This window comes from Dactylosporangium sp. NPDC049525 (assembly GCF_040676755.1).
GTDB lineage: Bacteria > Actinomycetota > Actinomycetes > Mycobacteriales > Micromonosporaceae > Dactylosporangium.
Map to the genome: position 1 here is coordinate 1 of NZ_JBFAPO010000078.1, position 22074 is coordinate 22074.

Annotated in this window: 10 protein-coding genes; 5 read left to right on the forward strand and 5 right to left on the reverse strand. The window is 74.7% G+C overall.

The window, feature by feature from the left end:
• Together AB0K00_RS51760 and AB0K00_RS51765 are read left to right on the forward strand one after the other, a co-directional pair.
• Window positions 1-2584, forward strand: a 2584-nt coding sequence (locus tag AB0K00_RS51760) for a beta-ketoacyl synthase N-terminal-like domain-containing protein (RefSeq protein ID WP_363538240.1), incomplete at its 5' end; no start/stop codon positions are given.
• Window positions 2585-2628: 44 nt separating this feature from the next.
• Window positions 2629-4167, forward strand: coding sequence for an amino acid adenylation domain-containing protein (locus AB0K00_RS51765; protein WP_363538241.1), 1539 nt, complete (start codon window positions 2629-2631; stop codon window positions 4165-4167).
• A gap of 48 nt (window positions 4168-4215) precedes the next feature.
• On the opposite strand, the gene AB0K00_RS51770 is transcribed toward AB0K00_RS51765, so the two are convergent.
• Entirely contained in the window at window positions 4216-4635 is a 420-nt protein-coding gene (locus tag AB0K00_RS51770; protein WP_363538242.1) for an SRPBCC family protein, read from the reverse strand.
• Between the two features lie 69 nt (window positions 4636-4704).
• Window positions 4705-5013, reverse strand: a complete 309-nt coding sequence (gene fdxA, locus AB0K00_RS51775; RefSeq protein ID WP_363538243.1) for a ferredoxin — start codon at window positions 5011-5013, stop codon at window positions 4705-4707.
• A gap of 167 nt (window positions 5014-5180) precedes the next feature.
• On the opposite strand from fdxA, the gene AB0K00_RS51780 reads away from it, so the two are divergent.
• The 3 genes from AB0K00_RS51780 to AB0K00_RS51790 are packed head-to-tail and all read left to right on the forward strand — an operon-like array spanning window position 5181 to window position 18485.
• Window positions 5181-9995 carry an amino acid adenylation domain-containing protein gene (locus AB0K00_RS51780; protein WP_363538244.1) on the forward strand — a complete coding sequence of 1605 codons (4815 nt, stop codon included), beginning with the start codon at window positions 5181-5183 and terminating at the stop codon, window positions 9993-9995.
• On the forward strand, window positions 9982-13245 hold the full coding sequence (locus AB0K00_RS51785; RefSeq protein ID WP_363538245.1) for an amino acid adenylation domain-containing protein: 3264 nt from the start codon (window positions 9982-9984) through the stop codon (window positions 13243-13245). The genes AB0K00_RS51780 and AB0K00_RS51785 overlap by 14 nt, the downstream gene beginning before the upstream one ends.
• Window positions 13242-18485, forward strand: coding sequence for an amino acid adenylation domain-containing protein (locus tag AB0K00_RS51790; RefSeq protein ID WP_363538246.1), 5244 nt, complete (start codon window positions 13242-13244; stop codon window positions 18483-18485). Before AB0K00_RS51785 ends, AB0K00_RS51790 begins: the two co-directional genes overlap by 4 nt.
• Window positions 18486-18495: 10 nt before the next feature.
• On the opposite strand, the gene AB0K00_RS51795 is transcribed toward AB0K00_RS51790, so the two are convergent.
• Genes AB0K00_RS51795 through AB0K00_RS51805 form a run of 3 tightly spaced genes read right to left on the reverse strand, consistent with a single transcriptional unit; the run spans window position 18496 to window position 22000 of the window.
• Window positions 18496-19707, reverse strand: coding sequence for a hypothetical protein (locus tag AB0K00_RS51795; RefSeq protein WP_363538247.1), 1212 nt, complete (start codon window positions 19705-19707; stop codon window positions 18496-18498).
• A gap of 27 nt (window positions 19708-19734) precedes the next feature.
• A complete protein-coding gene (locus AB0K00_RS51800; protein WP_363538248.1) occupies window positions 19735-20685 on the reverse strand; it encodes a PfkB family carbohydrate kinase in 951 nt (316 codons plus the stop codon).
• 1 nt (window position 20686) lies between these two features.
• Entirely contained in the window at window positions 20687-22000 is a 1314-nt protein-coding gene (locus AB0K00_RS51805) for a hypothetical protein (protein ID WP_363538249.1), read from the reverse strand.
• Between the last annotated feature and the right edge of the window lie 74 nt (window positions 22001-22074).

Genomic DNA, 22074 nt, shown 5'->3' on the forward strand with positions numbered 1-22074 from the left:
CGGCCCGGCCGCGCCGGCCGACCCCGACGGCTGGGTCGCCGGAGGCGACGTCGACTGGCAGCGGCTGTACCCCAACGGCACCCCGCAACCACTGACCCTGCCCACGTACCCGTTCGCCCGCGAACGGTACTGGGTGCCCACAGACGGACAGGACCTTCCCGTCGCATCGACCCCCGAGACGACGGCCCAGGTGACCGAGGCGCCGACACAGGCGACCGAGACGCCGGCCGGACCCGGACGACGGCCTGGCATGCGCGGCATGACCGTCGAACAGTGCCTCGTCCAGGACCTCAAGGAACACCTCGGCGGCGTGCTCAAGATGGCACCCGACCGGGTCGACGCCGACAAGAACCTCGCCGACTACGGCATCGACTCCATCCGCATCCCGCAGCTGGCGACCCGCCTCACCGAACACTTCGGGACCGTCCTTACCCCGGCCACCCTGTACAGCTACCCGACCGTCGCCGGGCTCGCCCGCCACTACCTCGCCGAGCACGCCGGCGCCGTCCGCGCGTTCTACGGCGGCGAACCGGCCGCACCGGCGCCGACCCGCGCCGCCGCGTCCCCGCGCCGAGCCGCACCCCCGCAGAAGACGCCGACCTCGGCGGGCACGTCGGCCGAGGGCCCGGCCGGCCGACCCTGGATCGCCGCAGCGCCAAGCACGCCAAGCACGCCGGGCAGGCGCCGCGACGACGAGCCGATCGCCGTGATCGGCATGAGCGGGCGCTTCCCCGGCGCACGCGACGTGGACGAACTGTGGGACCTGCTCGCCGGCGGCAAGGACGCCGTGCGGCCCACCGACCCGGACCGCATTCCCGGCCCGTGGTGGGCCGGTTGGGCGCCCGGCGCCTACGAGTTCGACCCCGAGTTCTTCGCGATCTCGCCCGCCGAGGCGGAGCTGATGGACCCGCGCCAGCGGCTCCTACTGCAGGAGTCCTGGCGGGCCCTCGAAGACGCCGGCTACGGCGACGACCAGGTGACGGCCGGGAAGATCGGCATGTTCGTCGGGGTCGAACGCGGCGACTACCACCTCGAGACCGGCGGCGGGGGCATGCTGCTCTCCGACCACGAGGGCGTCCTCGCCGCGCGCCTGGCCTACTTCCTCAACCTCGACGGCCCGAACATGGCCATCAACACCGCCTGCTCGTCCGGGCTCGTCAGCACCCACCAGGCCTGCCAGAGCCTGCGCGGCGGCGAGTGCGACACCGCCGTCGCGGCCGGGGTGACCCTGCTGCTGCACCCCGACTCCCTCGGCGGCATGCACGAGGCCGGGCTGCTCTCCCCGGACCGGCGCTGCTACGCCTTCGACAAGCGGGCCAACGGCATGGTGCCGGCCGAGGCGGTCGCCGTCGTGGTGCTCAAGCGCCTCTCCGACGCGGTCGCGGCCGGCGACCCGATCCACGCGGTGATCCGCGGCAGCGGCATCAACTACGACGGGTCGACCAACGGCATCGCCGCCCCCAGCGGCGCCGCCCAGGCGAAGCTGCTCACCGAGGTGTACGACCGCTACGCCGTGGACCCCGGCGACATCGGGTACGTCGTGGCCCACGGCACCGGCACCCGGCTCGGCGACCCGATCGAGGTCAACGCGCTCAGCGAGGTGTTCCGGCGGCGCACCACCCGGCGCGGGCACTGCGCCCTCACCTCGACCAAGACCAACCTCGGCCACTCGTTCGCCGCGTCCGGCGTGGTCAGCCTCATCAGCCTGGTCCAGGCGATCCGGCACCGCAGCATCCCCGGCAGCCTGCACTTCGAGGAGGAGAACGACTTCATCGAATGGGACGACAGCCCGTTCGTGGTGAACCGGGAGACCCGGCCGTGGACCGGCGACCGGCCGCTGCTCGGCGCGGTCAGCGCCTTCGGCATCAGCGGCACCAACGCCCACGTCGTCGTCGAGGAGTACCAGGAGCGCCGCCCGCCGTCGGCAGCGCGCGGCGCCGGGCCCGCCCCGTACGAGGTGCTGCTGCTGTCCGCACAGAGCGAGGACAGCCTGCGGCAGCGGGTCGAGGACCTGGCCGCGTACCTGGAGCGCGACGCCGCCGCCGACCTGCCCGACGTCGCGTACACGCTGATGGCCGGGCGCAGGCACTTCCGGCACCGGCTGGCCGTGATCGTGCGGGAACGCGAGGACGCGGTAGCCGCGCTGCGGCAGGCGGCGGCCGGCGTGACCCCGGCCAACTGCTTCCGCGGCAGCGCGCCACGCGAGTTCACCGGGCGGCCGGCGCTGCGCCGCTACGCCGAGGACCTCATCGCCGGCGGGGCCGCCGCGCCGCAGGACTGGCTGGAGTCCCTGCAGGCCCTCGCCGACCTGTACTGCCTCGGCTACGACCTGCCGTGGAGCCGCTGGCGCGGCGGCGACCACCCGCGCCGGCTGCACCTGCCGACCTACCCGTTCCGGCGGGAGCAGTACCGGACCGGCGCAACCACCCAGGTCGCCGCCGAGGCCGTCACGGCCGTGACGCCGCCGCCCGCCGACGCGTCGACCGTGGCGGGGCTGCGCCGGCGGCTGTCCGCGCGCCCGCGCGAGCTGCCGCGGACCGTCGCGGGCAGCAACGGCCACGGACGTCCCGCGCAGCAGCAGTGACCCAGGACCAGGCCACACCCTCAAGACACGACCAGGAGAGCCACATGCAGTGCGTACACCAGATGTTCGAGGACCGGGTCCGGGACACCCCGGACGCGATCGCGGTGACGGCCGGCGCCGAGCGGCTGACCTACGCGGACCTCAACGGGCGCGCCAACCGGCTGGCGCACCTGCTGCGCGCCCGGGGCGCCGGCCCGGGGTTGCTCGTGGGCGTCTGCATCGAGCGCTCCGCCGAGCTGGTCGTGGCCGTCCTGGCCATCCTCAAGAGCGGCGCGGCGTACCTGCCGCTGGACCCGCAGTACCCCGACGAGCGCCTCGCGTTGATGCTCGAGGACTCGGCGGTGCCGCTGCTGGTCTCCGAACGCGCGCAGCAGGACAAGCTGCCGCCCGCCGGGCCGGACCTCGACGTGCTCGTCCTCGACGACCTCGGCCCGGCCCTCGCCGAGCAGCCGGCCGGGAACCCGCCGGGCGGGGCCGGCGCCGACGACCTCGCCTACGTCATCTACACGTCCGGCTCCACCGGGCGGCCCAAGGGCGTTTTGATCGACCACACGAACGTCGCCCGGCTGTTCACCGCCACCGAGCACTGGTTCCACTTCGGACCGTCGGACGTGACGGCGCTGTTCCACTCCGCCGCCTTCGACCTGTCCGTCTGGGAGATGTGGGGGGCCCTCGCTTACGGCGGCCGGCTGGTCGTGGTCCCGCAGCCGGTGAGCCGCTCCTTCGAGCAGTTCTACGCCCTGGTCGTCGCCGAGGGCGTCACCATCCTGACCCACACCCCGACCGCGTTCAAGCAGTTCGCCGCGGCCGACGAGCTCGCCGGCCCGGGCAGCGGGCTCGCGCTGCGCTTCGTCGTGTTCGCCGGTGAGGCGCTCAACATCCCGACGCTGCGGCCGTGGTTCGACCGGCACGGCGACCAGGTGCCGCGGCTGGTGAACATGTACGGCATCACCGAGACGACGGTGCACTCCACCTACCGGGAGATCGACCTCGCCGACACGGAAAGCGCCGCCAGCGTCATCGGCGTGGCCATCCCCGACCTGGAGCTCTACGTGCTGGACGACGACCTGCGGCCGGTCGCGGAGGGTGAGGTCGGCGAGCTCTACGTCGGCGGCCCCGGCGTCGGCCGCGGCTACCTGCGCCGCCCCGAGCTGACCGAGGCCCGGTTCATCCCGAACCCCTTCGCCGCCGACGGCGGGCCGCAGCGGCTCTACCGCTCCGGCGACCTGGTGATTCCGCTGCCGGGCGGGGACATGCAGTACATCGGCCGCGCCGACGCCCAGGTGAAGATCCGTGGCTTCCGGGTCGAGCTCGGCGAGATCGAGAGCATCCTGGTCCGGCACGAGGCCGTCAAGGACGCCGCCGTCGCGCTGCGCGACGAGGACACCGAGTTCGCCAAGCTCGTCGCCTACGTCATCCCGTCCGGCGACACGGTGCCGTCGACCAAGGACCTGCGGGGCTTCCTGGCGCGCAGCGTCCCGGAGTACATGCTGCCGAACGCGGTCGTCGCGGTGAGCGAGATGCCGACGACGCCGAGCGGGAAGCTGGACCGCAAGAAGCTGCCCTGGCCCGTCAAGCGCTGACGGCCGGACGTGCGCCTCCGGGGGAGTGACCCTCCCCCGGAGGGACGGTCACTGCTCGGACGACTCGATGACCCGCTTCATCTCGGCGGCGCCGCGCGCGGAGCGTTCCCGGATGAGGTCGGCCAGGGTGTCGGGCAGGATGTCGGTGACCCAGACCAGCCGGCTCTGCGCGTCGCCCTCGTCGAACACCTGGAACGTCGCGTGGTGGTGCTCCAGCGGGGGCCGGGCGCCCTCGACGACGGCATAGGCGAGGCGGCGCGCGTCGTCATCCACGTCGATGATGAGCTCGCGCACGACATGCCCGTCCGGCATCGTCAGCGTCCGGACGCTCCCGTCGATGCTGACGTCCTGCACCCGCCCCGGCAGCAGCCGGCGGTGCACCGCACCGACGTCCCGCAGCACGTCCCACACCTCCTGCGGACGCCGAGCGACCACGACCTCGTGACGGATGGAAGCGATGTCGATCACCTCAATGAATACGTGGATCAAGGCATTTGTACTGATTGAAGCCTATCAGCCGGCCCGCCGGTCCGAGACTCAGGCGCCGTGGTCCTGCGGGGGCAGGGCCGTCACGAGCGGATGGTCGGACGGTGCCGGGCCGGGGGAGCCGGCCGCGGCGAAGAACTCGGCGTTGACGGCGGTGTAGCCACCGTAGCCGTCGGGCAGGTCGTCCTCGTAGTAGATCGCCTCGACCGGGCAGACCGGCTCGCAGGCGCCGCAGTCGACGCACTCATCAGGGTTGATGTACAGCATGCGGTCGCCCTCGGCGATGCAGTCGATGGGGCACGCGTCGAGGCAGGCTTTGTCCTTCAGGTCCACACACGGTAGGGCGATCACGAAGGTCATGCCGCGGAGAATAAAATCTCAACCGCACTTCAGCTCAAGGCGCCGGTGTCTCCGGCCGGCGCGGAAAACCGATGATCGTGGATGCGGTTTCGTCGCACAGATAGATGCGGCATGATTCCTCTAAGCAACGTCGTGGCATCGGTGCCATGCACGGGGGAGGACTGCGCGTGTCTCATCGTGTCCATCTCGCGTTCGAGGAGCAGGCGCAGCGCACCCCGGACCGGGTCGCGGTGATCGCCGGGCAGGTCCGCACGCGGTACGCGGAGCTCGACGCCCGGGCGAACCGGATCGCGCGGGAGCTGCGCCGGGCCGGCGCCGGGCCCGGCGACCTCGTCGGGGTGTGCCTGCCGCGCGACGAGCACCTGCTGCCCACGCTGCTGGGCGTGCTGAAGACCGGCGCCGCCTACGTGCCGATGGATCCGGCGTACCCGGCGGAGCGCCTCGCCTACATCGCCGCCGACGCCACGATGCGCCTGGTCGCCACCACCCGCGCCACGAACCACCGGATCGCGGGCCCGGAAGCGGTCGCCGTCGACGCGATCGGCGACGACCGCGACGGCACGGCGCTCGGGCTGCCCGGCGACGGCACCGACGCGGCCTATGTCATCTACACCTCCGGCTCCACCGGCCGGCCCAAGGGCGTCGTCGTCGAGCACCGCAACACCATGAACCTGCTGCGCTGGGAGGCGGCGGCGTACACCGCCGAGGAGCTGCGCGGCATGCTCGCCACCGCCTCGATCTGCTTCGACCCCTCGATCAGCCAGCTGTTCCTGCCGATCGTCACCGGCGGCACCGTCATCCTCGCCGAAAACATCCTGGCGCTGCCCACGCTGCCGGCCCGCGACGAGGTGAGCACCGTGTACGGCGTGCCGTCCGCGCTCGCCGCGCTGCTGCGCGAGCCGCTGCCGGCCGGGGTGCGGGCCGTGTTCGCCGGCGGTGAGCCGCTCACCCGCGCCCTCGTCGACCGGATCTACGCCAACCCGGGAGTGCGGCGGGTGCTCAACCTGTACGGCCCCACCGAATGCACCACCACCTGCGCGGTCGCCGAGGTCGGCCGCGACGACACCGGCGAGCCGCCGATCGGGCGCCCGGTCGCGGGCGCGGTGACGTCGGTGCGGGACGGCGCCGGCAACCCGGTCGCCGACGGCGAACTGGGCGAGCTGTGGATCGGCGGCCCGGTCGTCGCCCGCGGCTACCTGCACGGGCCCGACGACCGGTTCGCCGGCGGCTGGTACCGCTCCGGCGACCTGGTCCGCTCCTCCGGCGGCGTGCTGCGCTTCGCCGGCCGCGCCGACGACCAGGTGAAGATCCGCGGGTACCGGGTCGAGCCCGGCGAGATCGAGGCGGTGCTGGCCCGGCACCCGGCCGTCCGCCGCGCCTGCGTGCTCGCGGTCGCCGACGCCGACGGCACCGCCCACCTGGTCGGGCACGTGGAGGCGACCGGCGTCGACGAGCGCAGCCTGCGCGCCTGGCTGCGCCGCAGGGTCCCGGACCACCTGGTGCCGACCCGGTTCGGTGTCGCCGAGCGGCTGCCGCTGGGCCCCAACGGCAAGGTCGACCGGGCGGCCCTGCCCCCGCTGCCGGCCCGCCGCGCGACGGAGGCGGCGTACGTCGCGCCCCGCACGTCCACGGAGGCGACCCTGGCCGCGATCGTCGGCGACGTGCTGGGCATCGCCGGGGTGGGCGTCGACGACCGCTTCGCCGACCTCGGCGGACACTCCCTGGCCGCGGCCCGGGTCTGCGCGCTCGCCGGCCGGGAGTTCGTCACCACGGTCCCCCTGGCCGGCTTCCTCGCCGAGCCGACCGTCGCCGCCCTCGCCGGCCTCGTGCAGCAGGGCGCGGCCCCGTCCGGGCACGGCCCGGTGCGCCACGAAGGGACCGTCGAGTATCCGCTCACCCCGACCCAGCGCGAGCTGTGGACGTTGCGGCAGATCAGCCCCGTGTCGACCGTGACGACGGTGGCGTTCCGGGCCCGGCTGACCTGGCCGGTCGAGCCGGCGGCGGCCCTGCGGCCGGCCCTGGACTCGGCGCTGGCCGCGCTGGTGGCCCGGCACGAGGTGCTGCGCAGCCGGATCGTCGAACGCGACGGCGAACCCCTGGCCGTGGTCGGCACGGGCACCGCGGTGCCGGTCACCGAGCACGACCTGCGCGACCGGCCCCCGGCGGTGCGCCAGGAGCAGGCGGACACGATCGCCGCCGCCGCGGCCCGGCACGCGTTCGACCTGTCCGCCGCGGTACCGCTGCTGCGGGTCGAACTGATCCGGCTCACCGCAGGCGTCTCGGAGCTGGTCGTCGTCACCGACCACGTCGCGTTCGACGGCTGGTCCACGGGGACGTTCCTCACCGAGCTGGCGGCCGAGCTGACCGCGCCCGGCACCGTCGACCCGCCGCCGGTACAGGTCGGCGACCTCGCCCTGGCAGCAGCCGGCGGGCCAGCCGGACGGCCGTGGCGGGACGACCTGGACGGCGCGTCCCCACCGAACGAGCTGTTCCCGGGCGCCGGCGGGTTCCGGGGCGAGCGGCTGACCCGCCCCGTGCCGCCGTCGCTGGTGACCGGGCTCGCGGAGGTCTGCGCCGCGAGCGGCACCGCGCCGTTCGCCGGCTGGCTCGCCGGGCTCGGGCTGCTGCTGGCCGGGTGCACCGCCCGCGCCGACGTCCTGGTCGGCGCCGTCGTCGCCCGGCGCGCCGGACCAGAGTTGGACCGGGTGATCGGGCCCCTCGTCGACGTGCTGCCGGTCCGGCAGCGGCTGCGACCCACCGACACGGTCCGCGACACGATCGCGGCCGCCGCGGCGACGACGGCCCGGGCCCTGGACCGGCCCCGCCCATCCACCGAGGACCTGTTCGAAGCGGTCGGCGCGGCTGCCCGCGGCGCGATGCTCACCCCGGTGGTGCTGTCCGCGCAGCCGGCCGACCTGCCGGTCTGCGTCGAGCACGGCAGCCTGCGCCTGGACCTGCTCGGCGAGCTGAGCTGCGGCGGGGCGCAGAACCCGCTCACCGTGTTCGTCAACGAGACCGCCGCCGGCACCGAGCTGCAGCTGGAGTACGACGTCGACCTGACGGACCGGGCCTGGGCGGAGGGGTTCGCCGACCGGCTGCTGTTCGTGCTCGCCGAGCTGGCCGCCGACCCGGACCGGCCATTGGCGCGGCTGCCGCTGGTCACCGCGGCCGAACGGGCGGAGCTGCTGGGCCGCGCCGCCGGGCCGGCGCTCCCGGCGGACGCGCCCGCCACGGTGGTGGACGCGGTCGCGCGGCACGTGCGGCAGCGCCCCGACGACGTCGCCGTGACCGGTGCGGACGCCGGGATGACGTACCGGCAGCTGTGGGACGCCTCGACCGTGGTCGCCTCGGTGCTGCTGGCCCACGGCACCCGCCGGGGCGAGGTCGTCGGCGTGTGCCTGCCCCGCGACCACCGGCTGCCCGCGACGCTGCTGGGCGTGTGGCGGGCCGGCGCGGCGTACCTGCCGCTGGAACCCGAGCTGCCCGCGGAGCGCCTCGCCTGGCTCGCCGCCGACGGCGGGTTGCGGACCGTCCTGTGCCGCACCGCGACCGCCGCCGCGGCGGCAGGTGTGGCCGGGACCCACCCGCTCGACCTGGACCGGGTGTCCGGGGTGGAGGTGGCACTCCCGCCGGTCGGGCCCGGGGACCTGGCGTACCTGCTGTACACGTCCGGCTCGACCGGGACACCCAAGGGGGTCGCGGTCGGGCAGGCCGGCCTCGCCGCGCTCGCCGGGGCGCTGCGGCAGGAACCCGGCATCGGGCCCGGCGACCGGATGCTCGCCGTGGCCACGCTCAGCTTCGACACGTCCTGCGCGGAGCTCTGGTCCACGCTCGGCGCGGGCGCCTGCTGCGTCGTGGTGGACCGCGACAGCGCCGTGGACGGGTACCGGCTCGCCGAGCGCATCGCCGCGCACCGTGTCACCGTGATGAACGTGCCGCCGACGATGCTGCGCACCCTCCTCGCGTCCGGCTGGACCGGCGCGCCCCACCTGCGGGTGTGGGCCGGCGGCGAGACCCTGGACGCGGCCCTGGCCCGCGACCTGTTGCCGCGGGTCGGGCAGCTGTGGAACGTCTACGGGCCGACCGAGGCGACCGTGCTGTCGGCGGCGCACCGGGTGTCCGAAGTGGACGATGCCGTGCCGATCGGGCATCCGCTGCCGGGGGAGCGGCTCTACGTCATGGATCCGCTCGGCCGGCTCGCGCCGCCCGGCGTCGCGGGCGAGCTGTGGATCGGCGGCGAAGGTCCCGCGCTCGGCTACCACGGCCGGCCGGAGCTGACCGACGCCGCGTTCGTGCCCGACCCGTTCGTGGCCGGCGGGCGCTGCTACCGCACCGGGGACCTGGTCCGCCGGCGACCGGACGGCGAACTGGTGTTCTGCGGCCGGCGCGACCACCAGCTGAAGATCCGGGGGCACCGGGTCGAGCTGGGCGAGATCGAGGCGGTGCTGCGCGAGCACCCCGAGGTCGCGCACGCGGTGGTCACGGCGCGGGGGCAGGGCGCCGAGGCGCACCTCGTCGGGTACGTCACCGGCCCGGTCACCGCGGGCCAGGCGGCCGCGTACCTGCGTGGCCGCCTGCCCGAATATCTGGTGCCGCACCGCTGGGTGGTGCTCGACGCGCTGCCGACCATGCCCAGCGGCAAGGTAGACCTGACCGCGCTGCCGGAGCCGGGCGGCGACACGTCCCACCGGCCGGTCCGGTCGGTGATGGAGCAGCTGGTCGCCGACGTGTGGGCGCAGGTCCTCGCCGCGGACCGGATCGGCGCCGACGACAGCTTCTTCGGCCTCGGCGGGCACTCGCTCGCCGCGACCAGGGTCGCCGGCCGGCTGCGCGACACGCTGGGCTGCGCGGTGCCGGTGCGGCTGCTGTTCGACCATCCGGTGCTGGCGAACTTCGCCGAGCGACTGGAGCGCCTTGTCATGGACGACATCGTGGCCGAACCGGGCCACATCCATTCGGGGAATGACTATGACCTTGTCTGACCACGACACCCACGACACCCACAACGCCCACGGCGACCGCGACACCCTGCGGGAGCTCATGGAGCGGCGGGTGGCGGCCGCGCGTGCCGCCGCCGCCCGGACCGGAGCCGGTGCGGAGATCCCGCGCCGGCCCGACCCCGGCGCGCCGCAGCCGCTGTCGCCGGCGCAGCGCCGGTTATGGTTCAATGCGCAGTTCGAGGACAACACGTCGATCTACCACGTGCCCGCCGTGCTGCGGCTGACCGGGCCGCTCGACGCGGACGCGCTCCTGGCGGCGCTGCGTGAGGTCGCCGCCCGCCACGAGGTCCTGCGCAGCGTCATCGTGCCACCCGGAGCGCAGGCCGGAACCGCCGAACCGGTGGCCGTTGCCGGGCCGGCCGACCGGATCGAACTGACCCTGGTCGACGCCGACGAGGCGACCCTCCCCGCGGCGGTCAGGGCCGAGGTGAGCCGGCCGTTCCAGCTGGACCGGGAGCCACCGATGCGGGCGGTGCTGTTCCGCCTCGCCGCCGACCACCACGTCCTCGTGCTGACCGTCCACCACATTGCCACCGACGCCTGGTCGCAGGACCTGATGCTCGACGAGCTCGGCACCCTCTACGCGGCCCCGCCGGCCGCCGACGCGCGTCCGGCCCCCCGGTTGCAGTACGCCGACGTCACCGAATGGCAGGCCGCGCGCGCCGCCCAGGGCACCGACGAGCACGTCGACTGGTGGGTGCGGCGCCTCGCCGGGCTCGCCCCGACCCTCGCGCTGCCCGTCGACCGGCCCTACCCGGCGGTCGCCGACTGGACCGGCGGCTACGTGCCGGTCCACCTGCCGCCGGCCCTCGCCGCGCGGATCCGCGAGACCGCCCGGGACGGCAGCGCGACACCGTTCATGGTGCTGCTCGCGGCCTGGCAGGCGCTGCTGGGACGGCTGTGCGGCAGCGAGGACGTCGCGGTCGGCGTGCCGGAGTCCGGGCGCCACCACCGCGCCACCGAGGACGTCGTCGGCTGCTTCATCAACACCCTGGTGATGCGGACGGACCTGGCCGGCGACCCGACCGCGCGGCAACTCCTCGAACGGGTCCGCGACACCACCCTCGAAGCGTTCGGGCACGCCGACGCGCCGTTCGAACGGGTCGTCGAGGCGGTCGCGCCGGAACGCTCCACCGCCACCACGCCCATCTTCCAGTCGATGCTGTTCGTCCTCGAAACGCCCCAACGCGACCCGGTGCTGCCGGCGGTGCGCGCCGAACGGCTCGACTCCCCGCTGGACTCCAACAAGTTCGACGTGAGCCTGTCGCTGACCGGCCGTGCCGGCGGGTACGACGGGTTCATCAGCTACCGCCGGGACCTGTTCGACGCCGCGACCGTGCAACGGTGGGCGCGCTGGCTGCTCGTCCTGCTCGACGGCATGCTGCGCGAACCGGACCGCCCGCTGTCCCGGCTCGACCTGCTCGACCAGGCCGAACGGGGTGCGCTGCTGGCCCTGGGCACCGGCCCGGACCTGCCCGCGCACGCCCCCGCCACCGTGCTCGACGCGGTCCTCGCCCAGGCCGCCGCGCGGCCCGACGCGGTCGCGGTCGACGGCCGCGACGGCACGCTCAGCTACCACGAACTGGCCCGCGCCGCGGCGCGGGTCGCGACCGCGCTGCGCGCGCACGGCGCCGGCCCGGACACGCCGGTCGGGATCTGCCTGCCCCGCGACCGGCACCTGCCCGCCGCGCTCGTCGGGGTGTGGCGGGCCGGGTCGGCGTACGTGCCGCTGGAGCCCGACCACCCGGCGGAGCGGCTGCGTTACCAGCTCGGCGACTCCGGCGCGGGTGTCGTGCTCGCTGCGGCGGAAACCCTGGACCTGGCGCGGACGCTCGTCGACGGCACCGGCGCCGTCCTCGTCGACCTGGCGGAGGCGCTGGCCACCGAGCCGGACGAGCTGCCGCCGGTCGGGCCCGACGACCTCGCGTACGTGCTGTACACGTCCGGCTCGACGGGCCGCCCCAAGGGCGTGGAGCTCACCCACGGCAGCCTCGCCGCGTTCGTCGCCGCGCACTGCGAGCTGATGCCGGTGACGCCCGACGACGTGATGCTCGGCCTGACCGCCCTCTCCTTCGACGTGGCCGGCCTCGAACTGTGGGTCGGCCTCGGCCGGGGCCTGCGGCTGGTCCTGCTGGAACGCGGCGTGGCCGTCGACGGGCACCTGGTCGCGCAGCGGATCACGGAGTCCAAGGTGACCGTGATGACCGCGACGCCGACCACGTTCCGGCTGCTCGTCGCCGCGGACTGGCAGGCGCCGACGGTGCGGGCGGTCGCCATCGGCGAGACCGTCGACCCGGCCCTCGCCCGGGAGCTGACGGCCCGCCTCGGCGAGTTCTGGAACGGCTACGGCCCGACCGAGACCGCGGTGACGTCCACGATGCACCACGTCACCGCCCCCGTCGGCGGCACCGTGCCGATCGGCTCCCCGATGGCCGGGGAGTGGGTGTACGTGATGGACGCCGCGGGCCGCCTCGCGCTGCCCGGGACGGTCGGTGAGCTGTGGATCGGCGGCGCCGGTGTGGCCCGCGGCTACCACGGGCGGCCCGACCTGACCGAGGCGGCGTTCGTCGCCGACCCGGTGCGGCCCGGGATGCGCTGTTACCGCACCGGCGACCTGGTGCGCTGGCGCAGCGACGGGCTGCTGGAGTTCCTGGGGCGCCGCGACCACCAGGTGAAGGTGCGCGGGCACCGCATCGAGCTCGGCGAGATCGAGTCGCGGCTGCGGGCCGTGCCGGGCGTGGCCGAGGCGGTGGTTGCCGTCGCCGGCGCCGGCGGCGACGCGCACCTCGTCGGATACGTGGTGCCGCGGGCGGGGTCGGTGCTGGACCCGCCGGAGCTGGAGACGCTGCTGCGGGCCGCGCTGCCCGACGCGATGGTGCCGCGCCGCTGGATGACGCTGCCGTCCCTGCCGGTCAACGGCTCCGGCAAGGTGGACCGTGCCGCGCTGCCCGAGCCGCGCGACGCGGTGCGGGAGCGGGTCGCGCCGCGGGGTGAGGCGGAGCAGCTCGTCGCCGAGGTCTGGGGTGCCGTGCTGCACCGCGACGAGCTGTCGGTGCACGACAACTTCTTCGCCCTCGGCGGGCACTCGCTGTCCGCGACGCTGGTCGTCGGCCGGCTGCGGGACGCGCTGGACCTGCCGGTGCCGGTGCGGCTGCTGTTCGAGCGGCCGGACCTCGCGGGCTTCGCCGCCGCGCTCGAATCGTTGCTGCTGGCCGAGGTGACGCAGGCGTGACGGTCACCGACAGCCAGCGTTCACTGATCCAACAGCGGCTGGCCGGGGCGCGCCGCGCCGTCGCCCGCACCGCCACCACCATCCCCGTCTCGGACCCGGACCGGCCCGCGCCGCTGTCCCCGGCGCAGGCACGGCTGTGGTTCATGCACCAGCTGGAGCCCGACAGCGTCGCGTACCACGTGACGGCCACCGTGCGGCTGGCCGGCGCGCTCGACGTGACCGCGCTGACCGCCGCGATCCGCGACCTCGCCACCCGCCATCACGTGCTGCGCAGCCGGTTCGTCGACGACGACGGCACCCCTGCCGCGATCGTCGGCGCGGCGGAGGCGGTGCCCGTCGAGGTCGCCGGATCCCTCGACGCCTTCCGGCAGCGGGCGTTCCGGCTCGACGAGGAGCCGCCGCTGCGCGCGCTGATCAGCCGCACCGGCCCGGACGAGCACGTGCTGCTGCTCGTCGTGCACCACATCGCCTTCGACGCCTGGTCCGTCGACCTGGCCCTGGGTGAGCTCGCCGAGCTGTACACCGCCCGGGTGCTGCGGCGGCCGCCACCGGCCGCGCCGGCGGTGCAGTACGCCGACTACGCCCGCTGGCAGGCCGGCCGCGAGACGTCCACAGTGGACCTCGACTGGTGGGTCGAACGGCTGCGGGGGCTGCCGCCGGTGCTGGACCTGCCGACCGACCGGCCCCGCCCCGCGATCGCCGGCGCCGAGGCCGGGCAGGTGCCGGTGGCCGTGCCCGCCGCCCTCGCAGCGCAGGTCGCCGACCTGGCCGCGGCCTGCGGCGCCACCCCGTTCATGGTGCTGCTCACCGCATGGCAGGCGCTGCTCGCCCGGGTGTGCGGCACCGACGACGTCGCGGTCGGCGTCCCCGCCGCGGGCCGGCACCATCCCGACGTCGAGAAGATGATCGGCTGTTTCGTCGGTACGCTGGTGCTGCGCACCGACTGTGCGGGCGACCCGACGGGCCGGCAACTGCTGACCCGGGCGCGCGAGACGGCAATCGACGCGCTGGCCCACGCCGAGACCCCGTTCGAGCGGATCGTGGAGCGGCTGCAGCCCGAGCGCAACCTCGCCACCACCCCGATCTTCCAGGTCCTGCTCAACGTCCTGGAGCAGCCGGCCGCGCCGATGCGCCTGGCCCACCTGGACGCGCACGTCACCGAGCTGCCGGTCCGCACCACCAAGTACGACCTCAACCTCACGCTGTCGCGGGCCGGCGACGGCTACCGGGGCTCGCTGGTGTACCGCGCCGACCTGTTCGACGACGGCACGGCGCGGCGGCTGGCGGGCTGGTTCCTGGCACTGCTCACGGGCCTGCTCGCCGAGCCCGACCGCCCGGTCGGCGACCTGCCCCTCGAACCCGGCGTGCGACCCGGCCCGGCCGGACCACGGACGCGGTTCGACCTGGAACTGCCGCTGCACGAGCTGATCTCGCGGCACGCGACCCTCACACCGGACGCGACCGCCGTCGTCGCCGCGGACGGCCGGCTGACCTACGCCGACCTCGACCGGCGCGCCGCGGTGGTGGCGGCGCGACTGCGGGCGGCCGGGGTGCGGCCCGAGGAGCCCGTCGCCGTGCTGACCGAACGCGGGATCAGCCTGCCCGTCGCGATGCTCGGCGCGCTGAAGGCCGGCGCCGCGTACCTCCCGATCGACCCCGGCTACCCGGACGGGCGGGTGGCGGAGATCCTCGAGGCCGCCGGGGCGCGGGTCGTGCTGACCGAGGCGGCATTCGCGGGCCGGGTCGCCGGCTCGCTCGTCGTCGCGGACATCACGGGCGAACCGGCGCCGGCCGTCGATGTTCCGGCGGACCACCTCGCGTACGTGATCTTCACGTCCGGCTCGACCGGGCGTCCCAAAGGCGTCGCCGTCGAGCACCGGCAGATCACGCACTACCTGCACGCGGTCGCCGACCGCATCGGCCGGCACCCCTCGTTCGCCCTGGTGTCCACGCACGCGGCGGACCTCGGCATGACCAACCTGTTCGGGGCGCTGAGCACCGGTGGCGTGGTGCACCTGGTGGACCGGGAGACCGCCACCGACCCGGAGGCGTTCGCCGCGTACCTGGCCGCGCACCCGGTCGCCGCGATGAAACTGGTGCCCAGCCACCTGGAGCTCCTCGCCGCGCACGGCGACCTCGCCGCGCTGCTGCCCGGGCGGCTGCTCGTCCTGGCCGGCGAGCCCTGCCCGTGGGAGCTGATCGAACGGATCGAGGCGGTCCGCCCCGACCTGGACGTGCAGGTCCACTACGGCCCGACCGAGACCACGGTCTCCGTGCTCGGCTGCGACGTGCGCGAGGTCCCCGTCGACCGTCGGCGCGGCACGGTCCCGATCGGGCGGCCGTTGCCGAACGTCGACTGCCTCGTGACCGACCGGGCGGGCCGGCCGGTGCCCGCGGGGGTGCCGGGTGAGCTGCGCATCGGCGGCCCGAGCGTGGCCCGCGGCTACCTGCACGGACCCGACGACCGGTTCGTGGACGGCTGGTACCGCTCCGGCGACCGGGTCCGGGTCGACGCGCACGGTCTCGTGCAGATCCTGGGCCGGGTCGACGACCAGGTGAAGATCCGCGGCTACCGGGTCGAGCTCAACGAGGTCGCCACGGCCGTGCGCGCGGTCGACGGCGTCGGCGAGGCCGTGGTGCTGCCGGTCGGCGAGGCGCACACGCGCCGGCTCGCCGCCTGGGTCACGCCCGCGACCGCCGACCCGGGCCTGGTCCGGGCCGCGCTGCGGGACCGGCTGCCGGACTACATGATCCCGTCGGCGTTCGTCGTCCTCGACCGGCTGCCGCTGACCGCCAACGGCAAGGTCGACCGGGCCGCGCTGCCCGTACCCGAGCCGCCCGGCGCGGCCACCCGGGTCGCGCCGGAGACCCTCACCGAGGTGCGGGTCGCCACGGCCTGGTCCCAGGTGCTCGACGGGGTCGACGTCGGGGTCGACGACGACTTCTTCGCCCTCGGCGGCGACTCGTTCAAGGCCGTCCGCGCGGTCCGCGCCATCGACCCGCAGCTGCGGGTCATCGACCTGTTCACCCACCCCACCGTCCGCGACCTGGCCGCGCACCTCGACGGCGGCAGCGGCCCGGCCGGGCTGCTGCACCGGCTGGCGGGCCCCACGACCGCCACGCTCACCGTCGTCTGCGTCCCGTACGGCGGTGGCTCGGCCGCCGCGTACGGGCCCCTCGCGAAGGAACTGGCGCAGCGCATGCCGGGCGCGGCCGTCCTCGCCGTCGAGCTGCCCGGGCACGACCCGGCTCGGCCCGACGAGCCGGCGCTGCCGATGACGGAGCTCATCGACCGGGTCCTGGCCGACCTGCCACCCGGCCCGGTGCTGGTGTACGGCCACTGCGTCGGCTCGGCCGCCGCCACCGAACTGGCGCTGCGCCTGGAGGCCGACGGTCGCGACGTCGCCGGCCTCGTCGTCGGCGGCAGCTTCCCCAACGCCCGGCTGCCCGGCCGGGTCACCGCCTGGCTCCACCGGCGCATCCCCGCCACCTGGTGGACCTCCGACCGGGCGTACCGCGACTTCCTGCGCACCCTCGGCGGGCTCGACGACGACGCGGAACTCGACGCCGACGTGATCCTGCGCGGGCTGCGCCACGACGTGGACGAGGCCCAGACCTGGTTCACCCGCGAACTGACCCGCCCGGACCGGCGCCGGCTGCGGGCGCCGGTGCTGTGCCTGATCGGCGCCCGGGACCGGTCCACGGAACTGTACGAGGAGCGCTACGCGGAATGGGGCGCGTTCGCCGACCGGGTGGCCCTCGCCGTCCTGCCGCGGGCCGGGCACTACTTCCTCAAGCACCAGGCCGCGGCGGCCGCCGGCTGCATCGCCGACGCGGTCCGGGACTGGCGCGCGGGCCGGCCACCGGCGCCGGTCAGCACCGCGGTGACCGGCGCCCGGGCCCGCCGCGACCTGCGCGAGTTCTACCTCATGGCGACCGGCCAGACCGCGTCGCTGGTCGGCGCCGCGCTCAGCTCGTTCGCGTTGGGCGTGTGGGCGTTCCAGCAGCACGGCCGGGTCGCCGACTACGCCCTCGTCACCATGCTGGCGCTGCTGCCGGCGATCGTGATCCTGCCGCTGGGCGGCGCGGTCGCGGACCGGTTCGACCGGCGGCGCATCATGCTGGCCTGCAACGGCGCGGGCGCCGCCATCATGTCCGTGGTGGTCACCCTCCTCGCGCTGGGCCGGTTGGAGATCTGGAGCGTCGGGCTCCTCGCCGGGCTGCTGTCCACCGTGACCGCGTTCCACCGGCCCGCGTACCTGGCCGCGGTGGCGCAGCTGGTGCCCAAGCCGTACCTCGGACAGGCCAACGCCCTGGCGAACCTCGGCCCCGGCATCGGCATGCTGATCGCGCCGCTCGCCGGCGGTGCGCTGATCACGGCGCTCGGCATGCCGTGGGTCGTCGCGGTCGACGTGGTGTCGCTGCTCCTGGGCATCGGCACCCTCCTGGTGGTGCGCCTGCCCGACCGGCTGTTCCGCCGCCAGGAGGAGACCTTCGTGCGGGCCATCGTCGGCGGCTGGCGGTTCCTCGTCCGGCGCCGCCCGCTGATGATCATGATCGGGTTCTTCGTGGTGGAGAACTACCTGGCGATGCTCGCCCTGGCCGTCACCGTGCCCACCGTGTACGCCTTCGGCGGCACGACCGCCGTCAGCGTCGTCACCACCTGCAGCGGCGTCGGCGCGGGCCTCGGCGCCCTCGCCATGGTGCTCTGGGGCGGCGCCGAACGCCGCGCCACCGGCATGGTCGGCTTCGTCATCGGCGTCGGGCTCGGCGCGGTGCTGGTGGGGGTGCGGCCGTCGACCGTGACCGCCGCCGTGGGCAGCCTCATCTGGTACGCCTCACTGACCGTCCTCAACGCGCACTGGCTCGCCATCATCCAGGTCAAGGTGGGCCTGGAGCTCCAGGGCCGGGTCCTGGCCACCAACCAGATGCTGGCGGTCGCGATGACCCCGATCGCGTTCCTGACCGCGCCGCCGCTCACCGACGCGGTCCTGCCGCTGCTCAGGCCCGGCGGCGCGCTCGCGGACACGGTCGGCCGGGTGGTGGGTGTCGGCGCCGACCGGGGCACCGGCCTGATCCTGGTCGCGTGCGGGCTGCTGCTGGTGGCCTGGGGCGCGCTGGGCCTGGCCTACCGTCCCCTGCACCGGATGGAGGACGACCTGCCCGACGCGTCGGCGGGAGCGGAGATCCCGGACACCCTCGACGAGATCCAGGCCGTCGCCGACCGGTCCGCCGCGTGACGGGCCGGCGTCACCGCTCGCCCGCGGCACCGGGGCTCGGCGGTGCCGCCGGCGTCAGCGCCACCGTCGCGTCGACCAGGAGCCGCCGGGCCGAGCGGATCGCGGACAGCGTCTCCTGGAGGAAGGACTCGGCGGTCGAGAACCGGTCGCTCCACTCGGGGGGAAAGGCCACGACGTCGATGTCCAGCCCGTGGGGCAGGTACAGGCGGCGCAGGCTGTCGAAGACCTGGAACGGCACGAACGGCTGGCTCGTCACCAGCAGCACCTGCTCACCGGCCCGGGGTCCGGCCAGCCGCGACCACAACGCGAGCGTGTCACCGGTGTCGGGCCGGTAGGGCGGCCGGCTGGTGTGCGCCGACAGGGCGACGGCGACCGGCCGGCCGCTGCCGTCCAGCAGCTCCACCGTGCGCTCGTGGGTGTACTGCGGTGGCGTCGCCTGGCCGCCGGTGATGTGCAGCGACAGCCAGGACGGGCAGAGCTGGTCGGTGGCGGCGCAGCCGCACAGCAGGCGGACCGGCTCGGGGCGCAGCCCGAACTCGGTCCGGGCGGCGCCGATCATCAGGTCGAACTCGTCCACCGCGTCGGGTGCGTAGTCCTGCACGGCGCCGGCTTCGTTCGTCTCGACCATGAGGAACCGCGGGCTGCCCAGCAGGCTGATCTGACCGAGGTCGATGCCGCCGGCCCGCAGCTGCGCCGCATGGCGGGTCCGCAGCTGCGGCGACTGGTATCCGCCGCCCAGGATCAGGGTCCGGTCATAGCGGCGGCGGCGCGGCGGCTGGGGCGTGCCCAGCCCCAGGCCGTCGGCCAGCACCAGGATCCGCTCCCGGAGCCCGTCGACGAAATCGGCCATTGCGACCTGCGAGCGTTCTCTGTACTGCGCTCCGTTGGCGCGGAAGTTGAACGGGCCGGCCGCCATCCGCTCGATGGCCAGGGTCCGGCGCAGGGTGTCCGTCTGCTCCGGGGAGAGCCCGGCGAGCGCCACGACGCCTTCGTCGAAGATCGGACGGACCGCCTCGGGCAACGCGTCGTCGAGGTGGAGCCAGGTCGCCGCGTCGTCCGCGGCGCCGTCCCATGGGGCGCCGGGAGCGGGCAACCGCTGGTCGAAGGCCGCCAGCAGCTCGGCCATGGGCTCGCTGAAGATCCACTGAGCGATAAGGGGAAACACGGCGTGTGCGCGTTCGGGCAGCGAGGCGGCCGGTGCCACGAACTCATCGTCGGTCACGAATCGCACCCTACCCGAGCGGCGCGGTCAGCCGTCCTGTCCGCGCGCGCCGCCGGCGTGCCCCAGCATGGCCGCGTCGAGGTCGACCTTGTTGAGCCAGCACCACAGCTCGGCCGCCGCGACCCGGTCGCCGTACGCGGTCTTCTCCGCGGCGAGCTCGTAGCCGGTCGCGTAGGCGCGGGGTGCGGCGCCGGGCCGGGAGCTCACCACCTGCTCGATGTTCGTGGGTCCCCACCGGATCAGCCACGTGGTATCCGCCCCCACCACCCGCGTGAGCTGTTCGGCGGCCCACCACGCGAAGCCGTCGTCCTGCCGCTCCGCGCCGGGCCGGCCGAGCAGCGCCGCGGCCGTCTGGGCGCTGGCGATCGCGACCGAGCAGCGGGCCAGCAGCGGCGCGAGCTCGGCCAGCGGCACGAAGCCGGCCAGGTCGTGCGGCACCAGGTCGAAGCACACCGGCACGCCGAGCCCGGCGCAGACGTCGACCAGGTGGTGCACGGCCGGGCGGGACGCCGCCCCCCGCAGGAAGTGCCCCTCGGTGAAGACGAGGTCCGAGGCCGCGAGCACCGCCGCGACGGTGTCGATGTCCTCGACCGACAGCAGGTGGTTCGGCGACGGGTCGCTGGAGACCATCACCCTGGCGCCGTCACCCATGCGCAGGATCACGGTGGTCGCGTTGGCGTGGCCCGGCTTGCCGAACAGGTGCTGGCCGACGCCGAGACGCTGCAGGTGGTCCCGGATGCCCGCCGTCGCGAAGTCGTCGCCGACGCCGGCGATGACGTTGACCTGCGCGAAGTGCTGGACGGCGAAGGACGCGAGATTCGCCGCGGTGCCGGCGACGGTCAACGTCATCGGCGCGAACAGGTCCGTGTCGGCCGCGGTGTCGGCCAGCGCCCCGGCGGGCAGCATCGAGCGGATGTCGAGGCGCACGTCGCCGACGATGGTGAGCGTGCCGCTGCGCTCATGACCGGGACCGGCCATGTCAGAGGACGGCTTTGACGCGGGCGCGCCGGTCGCGTTCCGCGTCGTACCGGTCGAGTGTGGGCCACCGTTTCCGCCATTCGCGGTAGCCGCCGACCGTGCCGTACGCCGCCCGGCACGCCTCCACGGAGCGGATGAAACTCGGCATCGTGGCGCTGCCGATGACGTTGGCGTCGCCGCGCTGGCGGCCGTCGACGGACTCGGTGAGCCAGCTCGACATCGCCTCGACGGCCGTGTCGTCCAGCGGGTCGATGGCCAGGCACGGCTCGGCCACGGTCGCCGACGGCAACGAATGTCCCGGGACCAGCACGGCCGCGGTGAGCCGCAGCTGCACCAGGGACCGCACGTAGATGTAACTGAGCGGCACCTCCCGCCCGTCCGGGCCGATGACGGGGCGTTCGACCGCCCGGTACGCCTCCTCGAAACGGCGCACCAGATCGTCGCGGAGCTCCGGCCAGGACCGCTGACCGTGCTGCGGGCTGCGCCCGAGTCCCTCCATCTCCGCGGTGAGTGCCAGCACCAGCAGCGCAGCCCGGGCGGTCATGATGCCGGGATTGCGGAACGCGGTCGGCAGCGCGAGCCGGTGCTCGTCGACGGCGTCCGCGAACCCGTGCCGGTCGCTGATCCGGGCCGCGGCGGCGAGGGCCTCCCCGCCGTAGCGCATGCCGTCGGACAGCTCCCGGAACATGCGCTGGCTCCACCGGACGTCGTCGGTCGGCCGGAACTCGCCGGACTCGACGCCCTCGCCCCAGCGGGAGATGACGCGCTCGGCCGTCCGGCAGGCGGTGCCTGTCTCGGCCAGGGCGAGCTGGAGCAGGATCTCGTCCAGGGCCAGCTGCGCCTCCGGGGTGGTCACGACCTCCCGGAGAATCCCGTGGTTGAGCCGGACCTCCTCGTGCACTTCCCAGGCCCGGTCGTAGCCGTCCTCGGTGTCCCGCTTCGACTCGGCGAGCGCCTGCGCGCGCAACGCGCCGAGCGCCCGCGGCGCGTGCTCCGGCCACGGCATGACCCGGGCCGCCTCCGCGAGCCGGGTGGCCAGCTCGAACGCAGCTTGGCTCTCCTCGCCGAACGCGTCGGCCAGGATCTCGAATCCCGGCTCGATCCGCTGCACGACCTGCCAGGACGCCTCGTAGAGCAGCCAGCCCAGCAGCGACAGCCGCTCCGCCAGCTCGGGCGACATGCCGACACCCGAGCCGTGCAGTGCGTGCAACTCCTGGACCTCTGCCTCGATCTCGCCGACCAGCGCCGCGTCCGTCGCGCGCCCACGGTTGCGCAACGCCTGCGCCCGCTCGCGAAGGTCATCGATGGTCATCATGGCAATCCCTCATCGCGGAGAGGAACGTCGTCACGATCGTTCCGCCAGGCTTCGTGCCGTTAAGGATGATTCCG